We start from the raw sequence: 14,932 nt of genomic DNA, 5'->3' as shown, positions 1-14,932 counted from the left end.
CGCCTCGAATCCCGGCATCATCGGTCCTGAACGAGCCGGATGTCGCGGCACATTCCCAGGGTGGGAACCAATGGCCAGGTGCGACCAAAGGCCGCGTCATGGGCTCGCATGATGCCGTGGAGCGATCCGCCCTCACCCCCGCCCGAACTGCCTATCCAGTTCGTGGATCGTCAGCCGCAGCGTCGTCGGGCGGCCGTGCGGGCAGTTGCTGGACCGCTCCAGCCGCTCGCGGGCGGCGAGGAGTTCGCGCAGTTCCTCGGGGGCGAGGCGGTCGCCCGCCTTCACCGCGGCCTTGCAGGCCATCATGTCCAGCGTCTCGTGCAGCGCGGCCTCGATGCCTTCGCCCAGCGTGCCCGCCGCGGCCCGCTCCAGCAGCTCGCGCAGGAACGGACCCGGCTCCACGCTCCGCGAGAGCAGGAATGAGGGGAAGGCCTGCACCGCCAGGGCCGTGCGGCTGATCGGCGCGGCCTCGATGCCCAGCCGCGCCAGGAGCGGGGCGAGCTCCTCCGCTCGCTCGATGAGCGTTCGGTCGAGGTCGAGCACTTCGGGCAGGAGCAGCCGCTGTGATTCCAGCGGGCCGTGGTTGAGCCGCTCCAGCAGCCGCTCGAACATGAAACGCTCGTGCAGGGCGTGCTGGTCGATGATGACCAGCCCCTGGGCGTCCTGCGTGACCAGGTAACTGGCGTGGACCTGCAGGATGGAGGGGGCCAAAACAGGTGTGGGGAGCGAGGACACCGGCGAGACGCCTGTGCCACTGGAGTCTGAGGACTCAGGTGGGACGCCTGTTCCACTGAGGCCAGTATCACTGTCGTGAAGATCAGGCAGTGGAATACCGGCCACGGCCTGTTTCACCTCGGCATAGACGAAGCCCTTCTGCACGGGGTCGAGGCGGCGGAAATAGTCCACGAAGTCGCGGGCGGAGGTGATCGGTCGAGCGTCGCCCTCGCGGGGCGATCCGTCGCTCACGCCGGGGGCGCCGGGGGCGCCGGGGGCGCCGGGGGCGTTCGCATGGCCTGCGTCGCTCCAGCCGGATCCCGTGCGGGTGAACATCGTGCGTGTCGAACTCGGTCCGAACGTGGGAGTGAGTTGCCATGATGAGCCCACGCCGCCCCCGCCCCCGGCCCCGGGAATCGCCCGCTCCAGTTCCAGCGCGGGCGCCAGATCCGCCTCGCGCAGGCGGGAGCGCACCGCGTGCAGCACCGCCTGGTGCACCAATGACTGGTTGCGGAAACGCACCTCGGCCTTGGTGGGGTGGACGTTGACATCCACCTGCCGCGGGTCCATTTCGAGGAAGAGCAGCGTGGTGGGGTAGCGGCCCGGCTCGATGAGGCCGCGATACGCCTCCTTCAGCGCATGCTGCAGCGAGCGATCACGGATCGGTCGCCCGTTGAGGTACAGCCGCTGGTGATTGGCGTTGCCGCGCGCGACTTCGGGCGTGCCGATCAGTCCCCAGCCGCTCACGCCTTCCGGCCCCGCCGCGTCCAGATGCACCTCCAGCAGGTGGGGTTCGAGTTCCCTGCCCAGCACCTCCAGCGCGCGGCGGCGGGGGGTGTCGGCGGCGGGCAGGTCCAGCATGAGCCGTGATTCATGGCGCAGTGAAAAGGCGATGGCCGGGTGGGCCAGAGCGATGGACTCGACCATCTCGACGATGCGCGTGGCCTCCGTCGCGGCGGTGCGCAGGAACTTCCGCCGCGCGGGCGTGTTGAAGAACAGGTTGCGCACCGTGACCGAGGTGCCCCCCGGTCCGCTTGACGGTCGCGGCGGGTGGATCTGGTCGCCTTCGGCCTCGATCAGCGCGGCGTTCACCGCGCCGCGCGGCCGGGACAGGATCATCACGCGGCTGACCGAGGCGATCGAGGCCAGCGCCTCGCCGCGGAAGCCCAGCGTGCCGATGGCGTCGAGGTCTTCCTGCTTCTCGATCTTGCTGGTGGCGTGGGGCGCGAGGGCGAGCGGCAGTTCGGCCTCATCAATGCCGATGCCGTCGTCGGTGATGCGGATGAGTTCGCGTCCGCCATCCTCGATCTCGATGCTGATGCGCGTGGCCCTGGCGTCGATGGCGTTCTCGACCAGTTCCTTCACCACGCTGGCGGGCCGCTCGATCACCTCGCCCGCGGCGATCTGGTTCACGAGCAGGGGCGGCAGGCGGCGGATGGGCATGGCGGGAGGATTCTACCGCCAGCCCGTGGCGGGGCGGCTGATCGACAGGTTGTTCGGCCTGCCTGTACCATGCCTCGCATGGAGCGATTCGACGTTGATCCGGACATCGCCCGTGCTCACACGTTGCCGGGCTGGTTCTACGCCGATCCGGGGGTGTACGAGCGGGCGCGGCAGCGTGTCTTCGCCCGATCGTGGCAGTTGATCGGCGATGATGGTCTGGCCCGCACGCCCCAGCATGTCCATCCCTTCACGTTCCTGGAGGGATGCGTGGATGAGCCGCTGCTGCTCACGCGCGACGGGTCGGATGTGCTGCGATGCCTGTCGAACGTCTGCACGCACCGGGGGACGATTCTCGTGCCCGAGCCCTGCCGCGCGGCCCATCTGCGATGCCCGTACCACGGCCGGCGCTTCGCGCTGGACGGTCGCTTCGAGCACATGCCGGAGTTCGAGGGGACGCGGGACTTTCCAGGCGAGCGCGATCACCTGTCGCGGCTGCCGCTGGAGACGTTCGGCCGCTGGCTCTTCACGTCGATCGACCCGGCGTTCGGCTTCGACGACCTGATCGGTCCGATGCGTCGGCGCGTCGGGCGGCTGCCCCTGAGCGAGTTTCTCTTTGACCCCACGCGATCGCGCGATTACCTCGTGCGGTGCAACTGGGCGCTGTACGTGGAGAACTACCTGGAGGGGTTCCACATCCCCTTTGTGCATGCGTCGCTGAACGCCGCCCTGGACTACGGTGAGTACACGACGGAACTGCACGGGCGCAGCATCCTGCAGCTGGGCCTGTCGAAGGGGGGCGAGCACGTGTTCGATCCGCCGCCCGACTCGCCCGACGCCGGGCGGCCCGTGGCGGCATACTACTGGTGGCTCTGGCCCAACCTGATGTTCAACTTCTACCCCTGGGGGCTGTCGGTGAACATCGTCAAGCCGCTGGGCGTGGATCGCACGCGGGTGTCATTCCTGACGTGGGTGTGGGACGCTTCGAAACTGGATCAGGGCGCCGGGGCCGGGCTGGACCGCGTCGAGCGCGAGGACGAGGCCATCGTCGAGTCGGTGCAGCGAGGCGTGCGCTCGCGGCTGTATCATCGAGGGCGGTACTCGCCCACCCGCGAGCAGGGGGTGCATCACTTCCACCGGATGCTCGTGGAGACGTGCGGCGATGACGTCTGACAGCCCTCTCAATCGGAGCGCGAGGATGCCGGAACGAATCCCTCTCACCATCGATCTCAAGAAGAGCCAGCACGAGTTTCTCGAGGGAATCGTGCGACAGTACGCCCTGCCTGACATGGGCAAGGCCGTCCGCGTGCTCATCGAGTTCGCCATCCACGAGCCGGGGCTGCGGGATGAGGTCTTCAACGTGGTGCGGTGTCGCGATTGTTCGTAGGGGAATGACCGATCCATCCGGGTGAAGCGGCGCGATGCTTGCGCTTCACCCGCGCACCATCTGCGCTGGGTGCGGGCGGGAATGGCCGGTGAGGGCGTGACTTCGCGGCGATGACGGGCTGGCACGCGGGTTGCGTGAAACACGGCAGCGCACGGAGGCGCGTGCCGGCCACGGAGGGCCGTTCTTGTGCGCCGCCGCGGGACACTCCCCCCGCGCGTGGCCGTCCGGGCAGGGCGGCCCGGACGCTCGGACTTCGGGCGACGGCAAGTTGCGGCCGGAACGGGTTCCCTCGTGGAACCCGTTTCCGTTTTGGAGTTCGACGACCAGGCCGGGAGGGAGGAGAGGCGCCCTGCCCGCCCACTGGAGAGGTCTGTCCTCCACGGTGAGCATTCACCGAGTCGTCTGCGGAAGTGGGCGATGACTTGCGGACCACTTTCCGCGTGCGTCAGGCGTCGATTTCGGTCATACTGTGCGGCATGACTCACCCCTCACTCGACCGCCGCGCATTCCTCGCCCTTTCCGCCGCGTCATTGCCGCTGCTGGGCACGGCGTCCGCGCCCGCCAGCGCCGCGGCCCGCCGCCGCGCCGGTTCGCCGGTGGCGATCAGCTCCGGCAACGGTCTGCGCACTGTGGCCGAGGCGGTGCGCCTGCTGAACGAAGGCGCCGACCCCTGCGACGCGGTGGTCAAGGGCGTCGCCATCGTGGAGGATGATCCGAACGACATGTCCGTGGGCTACGGTGGTTTGCCCAACGAGCGCGGCGTGGTGCAGCTCGATGCGTCGGTCATGCACGGCCCGACGCACAAGGCCGGCGCGGTGGCGGGCATCGAGAACATCAAGAACCCGGCGGCGGTGGCGCTCGACGTGCTCCGCCGCACCGATCACGTGCTGCTGGTGGGGCAGGGGGCGTACGACTTCGCTCGCGCCCACGGGCACCCGCACACGGAACTGCTGACCGAAGGGGCCCGCCGCGCCTGGCTCAAGTGGAAGGAGAACCTCAATCCCGACGACGACTGGCTGGATGACGACCAGCAGATCCGACGGGACAGGGATCCGCGACAGGCGATGGCCGAACAGATCGGCGTCCCGTGGTCATGGGGAACGATCCACTGCTCGGCGGTGGACGGCGACGGCGACCTCGGCGCCTGCACCACCACCAGCGGATTGTCATACAAGATTCCCGGGCGTGTGGGCGACTCGCCCATCGTCGGCGCCGGCATGTTCGTGGACAACAACGTCGGCTCGGCGGGAGCCACGGGGCGGGGCGAGGCGGTCATCCAGTCCTGCGGGGCCTTCCAGATCGTGCAGCACATGGCCCGCGGCGATCACCCCAGGGAGGCGTGCCTGAAGGTGCTGCAGTGGATCGCCGACCACACGAAGCAGAAGTACCTGCTCAACGACAAGGGGCGTCCGAACTTCAGCGTGGTCCTCTACGCCCTGCGCAAGGACGGCGAATACGGCAGCGCCACGATGAACGGCAGCACCCGCTTCGCCGTATGCGATGAAAACGGGGCGCGCCATGAGACGTGCGAGGTGCTGTTCGGGTGAGGCGTCCGGAGTGATGCGGCGCCGCGGGATGACTCAGCGGTGAAGCACGCCGATGCTCTATCATCCGCCCCTTCATGCCCATCCTGCACGTCGTCATTCCGTTCTACAACGAGCGCGCCACGCTTGGTCCGTGCCTGGAGCGTGTGGTCGCCGCGCCGCTGCCCGCGGACTGGGGGCGGGCGCTGGCCCTGGTGAACGATTGCTCAAAGGACGGGTCGGGCGACGTGGCATCGCAACTCGTGAAAGGCCTGACGGCGCGAGGCGTCGCCGCCGCGCTGCTGCACCACCCCGTCAACAGGGGCAAGGGGGCGGCGTTGCAGACGGGGTTCGACCACGTGCTGACGGTCGCCGCGCCGGATGACCTGATCATCATTCAGGACGCCGACCTGGAATACGACCCCAACGATTATGCCGCTCTGCTGGCGCCGCTCATCGCGGGCGAGGCGGCGGTGGTGTTCGGCACACGCTGGGGCAGGCACGCCCGCACCGATGGGTTGTGGCGCAAAGTTCACGCGATGGGCAACCGGGTGCTCACCGGCTTCAGCAACCTGCTCACCGGTCACCGCGTGTCGGACATGGAGTGCTGCTACAAGGTGTTCACCGTGTCGGCGCTGCGCACGATCAGGCCCCGGCTGACGGAGGAGCGTTTCGGCATCGAGCCGCAGATCGCCGCGGCGGTGGCGAGGCATCGGTTGAAGCTCGTCGAGCGGCCCGTCACCTACGCCCCGCGCGAGGTGGCGGAAGGCAAGAAGATCCGCGCCCGTGACGGCTTCCGGGCCTTCTGGGTGATGGTCCGTGAGCGGTTTCGGCGATAACTCAGTGGCACGGGCGCCAGTGGCACAGGCGTCCTTGCCTGTACGGGTGAGTGATCCCCCGGTGGCACAGCGTCCCGCCTGCGTGCCGTTCAAGTGTGGCGCATGACACCCGCAGAGACAGCCCATGCACCCGAGCCCATCGAAAGGCGTCCCGCGCCGAACCCGCGGCCGCGCTGGCTGCGCTGGATCGGCCAGATCGCCGGGTTCGTGATCGGCCTGGGGCTCCTCGCCGCGTGCGTCTGGTTCGCCTTCCGCGACCCGGCGGAGAACCCGTGGGAGAAACTGCGGCAGGCGCCGATCGGGCTGGTGGTCGGACTGATCGCCTGCTCGGCGGTCAGTCTCCTTCTCAACGGCGCGACGTTCTGGCTGGTGATGCGTCCGGTGAAGGATCTGGGTTTCTGGAACCTGCAGCGACTCAACGCCGCGGCCAATGCGCTCAACTACGGCCCGCTGCGACCCGGATTGATCCTGCGGCTGGTGTACCACGTGCGCGTGGATCGGCTGGACCTGATCCAGATCGGCGCGTGGTTCGCCTCGATCGCCGTCGTGCTCCTGCTGGTGGCGGGCGTGCTCTTCGCGTCGATGATCGTGCGCCCGGAGATGGATGCGTGGTGGGCGGGTCTGGTGGCGGGGGGATTGGTGATCGGCGGGCTCTCGACGATCATCGTGATGGGTCATCCGCTCATCGTGCGGCATGGGCGCGGCGCGGACCGGATGCTGCGCCGGGGGCGCGTGCTGTGGGCGATCATTGGTCTGCGCCTGGCGGACATCGGCGCCTTTGCGGGGCGGATGTACTGCGCCCTGGGCATCGTGGGCATCGCCCTGCCTCAGAACGGGGCTTCCTACGTGCTGATGCTGGCGCTGGTCGCGCTGCTGGCGGGTCTGATCCCCATCCGCATCGGCTTCCGCGAGGCCCTGGTCGGTCTGGCGGCGTCGCGCTTCGGTGTGCCGGAGAGTGAAAGTGTGTATGCCTCGCTGGCGTTGATTGAGTCCGCCGGCGAGGCGTTGCTCTACGTGCCGCTGGGGGCGCTCTCGCTGCTGTGGATCTGGCCGCGCCTCGTCAGGGCGGAGTGAGTCGCCAGGAACCCGCTCCCTCACGGTCGCGGCTCGTTGGTGACAGTCGCGGCTCGTTGGTGACAGTCGCGGCTCGCAGACGATTGCCGCGGTTCCGTACGCTCGAGGGTGGTCGTGTGCCGTTCAGTTCGCCGTCGGCTCTTCAGCCACGTCGTCTGCGGTCACGGGCAGCGGGTAGATCCAGCGCACGATGGTGAGCCCCCGGCTCTCGACCGGGCGGTCGCTGACGCGCAGGGGCACGGGCGTCTCCGACCCGACCAGTTCGCCCATGACGATGATGCATGGTCGCGCCAGCCACGCTGACAGGTCCAGTTCGCGACCGACGATGCGGCGGATGGTCGGCCTCGTCCCCCCCATGCTGCCGGGCGGCTGCACGTAGGCCGGCGCTGGGGCCATGCTGAAGAACGTCAGCAGCCGGTACTGCACGCGCGGATCGGCGGCGGCGGGTCGCGCCGCGCCGCGCTGCCACGCCATGTCGTCGTCTTCGTAGCCGGTGACGGTGGTGAAGTCGCGTCCGATCTCGGTGTCGAACTGCGCGATGCCCGCCCCCAGCGTGTCGAGGCGGATCACGGCGCCCTTCTCCATGTCGGGGATCGCCCAGCTTTGCGTGACGTTCAGACCCTGCCCGCTGGCGCCGGTCCGCAGGATCGGATCTTGCCCCGTCCCGTCGCGGTAGACCTTGTTGGGCAGCCGGATCGGTTGCACCAGATACAGCCGCACGTTGGTCAGTCGCCCGGGCAGGTTGTGACCCATGGCTCCCGCGGAGAGGCGGCGGCCGCGCCGGTCGTACTCGATCGGCTCGACGACTTCGATGGCCCCGGCCCAGTCTCCCTCGGGCGTGCCCATCCAGCGGGCGTACATCTCCTTGGTGGTGGCGCGGGCCGGCACCTCGTACGACGCCGGGCTGCGCACCGGCAGCACGTACCTTGCCACGTTGGGGAACCGGACGGGGTCCACGTCCGGGGCGGCGAAGGGCGCCAGCACGTCGCGGAAGCCCTCAGTCGAGCGGATCGAAATCTCCCGCGGGCCGTAGCCGGGCAGGAAGACGCTGAACCACATCGAGGCCCGGAAGCCCGGCGTCGCGTCCGCCGCGGCGCCCGGCGGCGGCGACACGATGTCCAGGAACGTCAGGTGCTGCACCTGCACCGACTTCTGCCCGAAGACCTTCACCATGCCCCAGGCCAGAAGCGTAAAGGCCGCGCTCGTCAGGAAGAACGCCACCCAGGCGTGCCTCAGACGCTTCGTGGATTTGAGCACCGCGAATCCCGCTGGTCCCGCCACCAGCCAGTACGCCACGAACAGGAGAAACGCCAGTCCGATGCCGACCGCCGCCCGTCCGCTGAGACTGATGGCGTCGAGAATGGTGCGTCCGCCGGCCACCACGACCTCGCGCCGGTAGCCGTCATTCAGGCGGCTGGCGTCGCGTCCGGGCCCCGCCAGCGTGGCGAACTGGGTCGGGTGCAAGGTGTCGGCCCGGCGCCCCAGCACGCGGTTCCACACCACGTCGCCTTCCAGCAGCCCGCCGCCCCGGTTGTCGCGCGGGCGACCCAGCTGCCCCGACTGAAGCTCGACGCCGATGAACGTCACGCGCCCGAACCCCTCGATCCGCTGCACGCCCAGGACGCGACCGTCCGGCTTGGGCAGCGCGATGAGCGGCTCGTATCCATTCCCGAATGATTCAAACACCCGGATGGGGAACTCGATGTCATCGCGTTCATCAATCTGCCGCCGCTTGCTGATGATCGGCAGGACCATGGAGAGCCGGACGTTCTCCGTCCGCGGGGCAGCGACAGGAACCAGATCGTGCAACGGATGATTGCCTACCGCGCCCAGCCCCCAGTCGTTGCCCACGGACGGCAGCGGGATCACCAGATGCCCGCCCCGGCGGATGTATTCGCGCAGGGCGTCCGCCTGGCCCTGACGCAGCGCGCTGGGCAGGCCGCTGGTCCACACGACGGCCTCGAAGGGCGCCAGCCCTTCCCAGCGGTCGGGCAGGTCTGAAACGCTCAGTCCGCGCACCAGGCGGGTGTATTCGTGGCCCGTGATCGGATCGTTGATATTGCGTGATCCGGTGACGTTGTACTCATCAAGCCCGGCGGCGTTGGTGCCGCCCACGATGGCGATCATCCCCTCGGCGGGAGAGACGCGGGACGCGGCGGTGATCGCCGTGGCGGGGCTGACAATCCTGCCGCCCAGTTCCTCACCACGGACGCCATCCACATCGCGATAAACGCGCAGGGCGAAGACCGTCTGATCATTCGTGGAGGGCAGCACACGGGCGTAGAGCCACACGCTGACGGGCACGCCGGTGTTCACCGCGACCTCGCGCATCACCTCGGCGATGTCGCCCGACGCCTCCGGCACCTCCCACACCACCTGCACCGTCTCGGGGCTGCTCAGGTTGCTCTTGAGCAGCACGCGGATGGGTACGAAGTCGCCGGGTCGATAGTGGCCCGAGACGCCGAATGTCTCGAGCGTGATGTCCACGTTGTCCTGTGCCCGCGCCGCGGCTGGATGAAGCCCCGCAAGGAGGGTCGCCAGAACGAACGTCATGATCCGGAAGGTCAACATCGTGGAAGTAGTGTACCAGTCGGGTCGGTCACGAAGCGAAGCGATCATCGGAAGGGTGGTGGGACAGTCGTCCTCGCCTGTCATCCGCCCCCGCAGTCGGCGCCGGGTCGATCCATCGGCCGCTGGCGCCCGCATCGATCCATCCGCGGGTTCCTCCCCCTCCCCGCTCAAGTCGACGCCCCGCCCGGCCGATGCGCCCGGCATGGAAGCCCTGGTGCTCGGGACCATCCTGGTGCTTTCCGCCGGACTGGTGCTCACGGCCCTGCGTACGCTGGGCGAGCGGCTGCAGTATCGGCTGGAGGCGCACGACCACCTGGTCGAGGCGATGCGGCTCAAGCGCCAGTTCCTCGAGGAAGGCGACCCCGCCATGGTGCAGAAGTACCTGGCCGAAGTCCGCCGCCGCACGGGACTGGATGGGAAGAGCGCGGGGAGCGGCTGAGCCGATTGTCGGCAATGAATCGATTCGACTGCGAAGCCGCAGCGTATTCGAAGTCCGCATCCACGAGAAGCGAGCCGCGACCGTGAGGGAGCGGTCTGCGGCGTCGATCCCGAAACCCGGATTGACCGCTGAGTCGCGGAGGTCGCCGAGATAACTCGCTCGGGGTTCCGGCTTGTGCATCCGTTGCGGCTTTATGTAATAGTCTTCTTCGATCGCTCCGGGATCAATTCTGCAGTTGGAACTTCGCGTTCCGCGCTCTCTGCGGTGGATGCTTCATTCACCGTTCCGGGATCAGGTGTATTCATGATCGCCATTGATTCACTCGTGCCCGCCGTGCTGCGGCGCGATATCGTTGCGCTACCCGCCGGAGTGAAGGAGTGCGTCTCCATGACTGCCAAACCCGCCACGACGACGCCGCAGCATTTCTCCATCGAAGTGGAGCGTGTCGCCGCGCCGACGGATGAAGTCCGCGCCCTGGTCGCCGAGCTGGAATCGGAACTGGCCGCCAACTACCCGCCCGAGCAGCGGCACGGGCTGTCGGTGGAGGCGATCTTTCAGCCGAATGTCCGGTTCTTCGTGGCGCGGGTGACTGTTGGAGGCGGGGGCGTCTCCTGTTCGGATTCCGAGGGAGATTCCGGCAGACGCGACGGTGGCGAACCCGTCGGCTGCGGCGGCATCGCCCTGCTCGACGGCTTCGCCGAACTCAAGCGCATGTTCGTCCGCCCCGCGTGGCGCGGCGCCGGCGTGGCGGACGCCATCATCACCCGGCTGGAGCATGAGGCCCTCGCCTGCGGCCGCCCGCTGGTGCGGCTGGAGACGGGAACCGAGCAGCACGCCGCCATTCGCTTCTACGAACGCCGCGGCTACCGCCGCTGCGCGGCGTTCGAGCCGTATGCCTCGATGTCGGCGGGGGCGGTGCGGGGGAGTGTGTTTATGGAGAGGTTCGTCCAGATTGTCTTCGATCCCTCGTGTGAACGGCATTAACGACCCACATGCAATGAGCACCTGTGCGACATGGCGACTTGGCATTTCCTCGGAATGTCGGGCGGCCGGATGCACGTCCCGAAGTCGTGGGGGCACGCTCAACTTTTTTGCAGGGATGCCATAAAAGGGCTTGCCACCCCCCTGATCTCTGATATGTTGCCCGTTGAACTACATGGCGAAGGGGCGCCGGTATGAACTGGGGAATCCGACAACTCACGATCACCGGGCTGGCTGCTGCTTTTTGCGTGGCAGTGTCGTCGCCGCACGCGCTGGCGCAGGATGGGCAGGAACAGGAAGAGCACCCCTGGGTGAAGATCGCTCAGCAGGAAATGCAGCGGCGGATGGATGAGGCCCGCAAGAACGCCCCGCCCCTCGGCCCAAAGTACTGGCTGGTCTATCAGGTGACGCCGCGACATCTGGAGCGGCTCATCGAGCGGCTGCGGCTCAACGATGACGGGCGCACCATCGCCTTGGACCTGTATCGGCTTCACGGCGAATCGACGCGGGAGGTCAGCGCGAAACTCACCAACGCGTACCAAGAACTGGTCATGCCGTGGGGCAAAGGGCCGGACGGCAAACCATTGGCGACCTATCCGGGCGAGTTCCTTCCCGCCGATTACACCAGTCAGCGGCAGCTGTTCCACAAGCAGGAACACGCGCCGGCGGTCGAGCGGTTTCTTGCCGACCTGATGAAACTGCTGGATGATGTGACATCGCTGGCGACTGAGGCGGTGGATGGGGGCGCCATTCTGGCGGCCCGTGAGCGTTTCATCATTGATGTGCTGCTGAACAACATCGAGGCCCAGCCCCAGCGCGATCTGGGCTCGCGCATCTGCCTCCTGGATGTCCTTGAGTCGGTGAGCGAATCCCAGCCGGAGATCGCCCGAATCGTGGGCGATAGTGACGAGTTCCGGAAAGTGCAGACGGCCTATCGGGCAGAACTGGCCGCCATGTCGGTGGAGCGTGCTCGGTCGTGGCCTGAGATTCGCTCGCTTGAAATCCGATCAGACTCGGGGGATGGCCCGGCCGCGGACGCGCTGAAGCGGCGCGTGCTGGGCATGTTCGACCGCTACTGGTCCCTCAACGAGCGAACCGCGCTCCAGATCGCGCAGGTGATCGAATCCGGCTCGCCGGAGGGGCGTGAAGCGGAGTTGCGCTCGGTGTTCACCGCGGCGGTGGATCGGGTCAACTTCCCCGCCGCGTATCGCGTGGACGCCGCGGAGCGCGTGGCCGAGTGGCTGCTGGAGCGCCCGGGGATGGAGGCGCCGGAGGTTCGGGCGCAGATTGCGGCGATTGTTGAGGCGCATCGACGCGATTCTGGACCGCTTGTGGAGGAGCAGCGGCTCCTTGCACTGCAACTGCGGCGAATCACGGCCGCAGGGAACCTGGCAAGTGTGGGTGTGCAGGATGAGACCCGGGAGTCCCTCGGCCGAGTTGACTCTGCCCGACGGGCGGCCATGCGCCGGACAGTCAGCCGATTGCGCCATTGGGTCGTCGACAGCGATCGTGCGCCTTTTGAGGCATTCGCCAACAAGGCGCTTCTTGATGATTCAGGATATCGATGGGGAGGTGCATCAACCGAATCCATCGAGATCACACTGCGTACGCCACCAACGGCAGAGACTCAAACAGCCAACGGAGGTTCAAAGTGACATTCTTCCGATCCCATCGCTTCACGTCTCTCAACATCGTCGTGGCCGCCTCAATCGGAGCGGTTGTCTCCGCGTGTGTTGCCGTGGGACAGACGTACCAGCATTCTCTGTGCAAGTATCACTCCATTGACTGTCCAAGCGTCGGAGTGTGCCCCGGTCCGCCCGAGAATCCGAATCTCTGTTTCATCTGCACGGAACCGGAGAAGCTCCCGAACTGCGAGGGGAATCCCAACACAACTTGTCAGGTCGTCACCATCAACTGTGGTTACTATCACTTCGGTATCTGCAACCAATCTCTTCAGTGCATTCTCTTTGCTGAGGTGTCGAACTATCGGTGTAATTTCCAGAGCTGTCCTCTTCCGACGGGTGGAGGTGGCGTGTGAAGCAGCGTCGCCTTCTGATCGGAGTCGCCTTGGGTGGCGTTCTCGTTTCCTTCGGCGATTCGCTTTGGGCGCAAGATCCGCCCATCGAGCCCGACGATGGGTGGACGGTCGATCGCGTCGCCACCCTTGTTCATCATGCCCAGACCCGGGTGATGGGCCGTGACCCATTCATGGCCACGTGGGTGATTGAACGTGCCACGACTCCGTTTTCACGCAAGTCCCCCACCTCGCCTGACGAACTTGACGCGCTGGTCAAGGCCGTGGCGTTCGATCCGGTCGCTTCGCTCGAAGTGTGGTGGTCGTCAGGACGGTACCGTGTGGCTCTTGCGGTTGATGGGCGCCACGAGCTAGAGCAGTACTGGGATGGCGAACAGGCAGCCGTCCGCCGGCGCACAGGCACCATAGACATGGGCGCAATGCATTCAGCACCGGACACGAGAGGATTCGCCTACCTTCTCAATGAATTGGAGGGCGTGGTTCGACTTCAATTCCCGTCGCTTGCCGAAATGATCCGGCGGAGTGAACCAATGTCTCACGAACAAACCGATGGCCGTTTGACGTGGAGGTTCAAGGGGTCAACGCAATCTGACGGATACTGGGAAGTTGAACTCGATGTGGCACATCAACGACTACTTCGATTCACCCAACATTTCACCGATTCGAAGAACCCCGAAGGTTTGCCACGGCTGCGAGTCGATCGGATCATCACTGACTGGGAACCACCAGACCAGGGTGGCCGCGCCATCGAGGGATTTGTCATCGTCGGAGGCAGTTCACGTGACGGCATCACGCCCCCGGACGGTAAATGGCACGGTCGAGTCGAGCGGTACAGACGGGTCAAGATCGAGCCGTTGACGCCGCTCGATGAGATGTTCAGGCCGGCGCTCGATAAGGGCACGCCGGTCAGCGATGAACGCGCTGGGCTTCAGTTCGTCGTCGGTGAAGGCACATTCGTCGTGGACGGCGTGATCTATCGCACCCGGGAGCCGATTCTGTCGCATCCGGGTGAACGGATGACCGAACTCCTCGCATCGGCGGAGCGCGTCGTCGAGGTTCAACCCATCGCCGCCCCCGCCACGCCCGGCCCGCTCCGCTCGTGGCTGAACCCGCTCGCCTATGGCATCGTGGCCGCGGCTGCGGTCCTCGGCGTGATCTGGTTGTTCCGGTACATTGGCGCGCGACGCGCCGAGGGGGCGGTATGATGCGCACCAGACCGTTGATACTCACTTGTGTTGTGGTCGGCGTCCTGGGTTCCGCGGCGGCGCTCGTCGGCTGGGTGACCGGCGCTCAAGGGCAGGCGGTCCGCCTGGACGGTGACGTGTCGTACGATTTTGGCGAGATCGTACTCAGCGACAAATCAAAGTTATACGAGCACACGTTCCGGCTCGTCAATGCATCGCGCGGGTACCTTCACGTCGAAGGCGTGACTTCCACCTGCGGATGCGTGGGTGTCGATGCGGAGCCGAAGAGCATCGCGCCGGGGGAGTCCCTGACCGTCAATGTCAAGATCGCGGTTCACAAGCCGGGGCAGTTCGGGCAACTGGCGGCCATGCGATTCGCCGGCTACGCACAGCCCGTTCAGTTGACGCTCCAAGCACGAGTCGTGCTGCCCGAGGCGCTGACTGCGCTCATTGATGAAGTTGTCGTCGCGCGCGACACGCCGCGCCGTATCCCCGTCCAGTACTCCAGTCGCAGCCCAGGTCAGAGCGCGCCCCCGCAACTGAAAGTTCTGACGCCAAACGGATACTCGTCCACAACCGGCGAATGGATGCGCGTCTCGGGCGGAGAAGCGGCTGCGTCCAGTCGGTGGCAGTGTGAGTTGACGATCGAGGCCCATGAAGGCGACAGTTCAGGCGACGTGATGCTCGAAGTTCCAGGCGCCGACGTTCACTTGACGCTGCCTGTTCGTGTTCGTTGAAGGTCCGT

General features: G+C 66.7%; 12 protein-coding genes. 10 read left to right on the top strand and 2 right to left on the bottom strand.

Annotated features, from left to right (window positions below; translation table 11 throughout):
- Positions 1–132: 132 nt before the first annotated feature.
- Positions 133–2,157: a DNA mismatch repair endonuclease MutL gene (gene mutL / locus HRU76_03500; protein QOJ16707.1), complete on the bottom strand. Its 2,025-nt coding sequence runs from the start codon at positions 2,155–2,157 to the stop codon at positions 133–135.
- Positions 2,158–2,235: 78 nt separating this feature from the next.
- On the opposite strand from mutL, the gene HRU76_03495 reads away from it, so the two are divergent.
- The 5 genes from HRU76_03495 to HRU76_03475 all read left to right on the top strand — a co-directional run bounded on the left by HRU76_03495 (position 2,236) and on the right by HRU76_03475 (position 6,977).
- Entirely contained in the window at positions 2,236–3,327 is a 1,092-nt protein-coding gene (locus HRU76_03495; GenBank protein QOJ16706.1) for a Rieske 2Fe-2S domain-containing protein, read from the top strand.
- Between the two features lie 25 nt (positions 3,328–3,352).
- Positions 3,353–3,541, top strand: coding sequence for a hypothetical protein (locus tag HRU76_03490; protein ID QOJ16705.1), 189 nt, complete (start codon positions 3,353–3,355; stop codon positions 3,539–3,541).
- Positions 3,542–4,017: 476 nt separating this feature from the next.
- Entirely contained in the window at positions 4,018–5,088 is a 1,071-nt protein-coding gene (locus HRU76_03485; protein QOJ16704.1) for a N(4)-(beta-N-acetylglucosaminyl)-L-asparaginase, read from the top strand.
- A 74-nt stretch (positions 5,089–5,162) separates the two neighbouring features.
- Positions 5,163–5,903 carry a glycosyltransferase family 2 protein gene (locus HRU76_03480; GenBank protein ID QOJ16703.1) on the top strand — a complete coding sequence of 247 codons (741 nt, stop codon included), beginning with the start codon at positions 5,163–5,165 and terminating at the stop codon, positions 5,901–5,903.
- 102 nt (positions 5,904–6,005) lie between these two features.
- Positions 6,006–6,977, top strand: a complete 972-nt coding sequence (locus tag HRU76_03475; protein QOJ16702.1) for a flippase-like domain-containing protein — start codon at positions 6,006–6,008, stop codon at positions 6,975–6,977.
- A gap of 123 nt (positions 6,978–7,100) precedes the next feature.
- Here the strand turns inward: HRU76_03475 and HRU76_03470 are convergent, their stop codons facing one another.
- Complete coding sequence (locus HRU76_03470; GenBank protein QOJ16701.1) at positions 7,101–9,530, bottom strand: hypothetical protein; 2,430 nt, start codon at positions 9,528–9,530, stop codon at positions 7,101–7,103.
- A 232-nt stretch (positions 9,531–9,762) separates the two neighbouring features.
- Between HRU76_03470 and HRU76_03465 the strand changes: the two genes are divergently transcribed.
- From HRU76_03465 to HRU76_03445, 5 genes are all read left to right on the top strand, one after another.
- The gene (locus tag HRU76_03465; GenBank protein ID QOJ16700.1) at positions 9,763–9,987 is read left to right on the top strand and encodes a hypothetical protein; all 225 of its coding nucleotides are present in this window, start codon (positions 9,763–9,765) and stop codon (positions 9,985–9,987) included.
- Between the two features lie 387 nt (positions 9,988–10,374).
- Positions 10,375–10,971 (top strand): GNAT family N-acetyltransferase, encoded by a 597-nt coding sequence (locus HRU76_03460; GenBank protein ID QOJ16699.1) that lies wholly within the window; start codon positions 10,375–10,377, stop codon positions 10,969–10,971.
- Positions 10,972–11,162: 191 nt separating this feature from the next.
- Entirely contained in the window at positions 11,163–12,623 is a 1,461-nt protein-coding gene (locus HRU76_03455; protein QOJ16698.1) for a hypothetical protein, read from the top strand.
- Positions 12,624–13,002: 379 nt separating this feature from the next.
- Entirely contained in the window at positions 13,003–14,208 is a 1,206-nt protein-coding gene (locus tag HRU76_03450) for a hypothetical protein (protein QOJ16697.1), read from the top strand.
- Complete coding sequence (locus tag HRU76_03445) at positions 14,205–14,924, top strand: DUF1573 domain-containing protein (GenBank protein QOJ16696.1); 720 nt, start codon at positions 14,205–14,207, stop codon at positions 14,922–14,924. Before HRU76_03450 ends, HRU76_03445 begins: the two co-directional genes overlap by 4 nt.
- The last annotated feature ends 8 nt before the right edge of the window (positions 14,925–14,932 follow it).

This window comes from Phycisphaeraceae bacterium, from assembly GCA_015709595.1.
GTDB lineage: Bacteria > Planctomycetota > Phycisphaerae > Phycisphaerales > SM1A02 > CAADGA01.
This window is presented reverse-complemented; position numbering and strand designations above follow the sequence as displayed.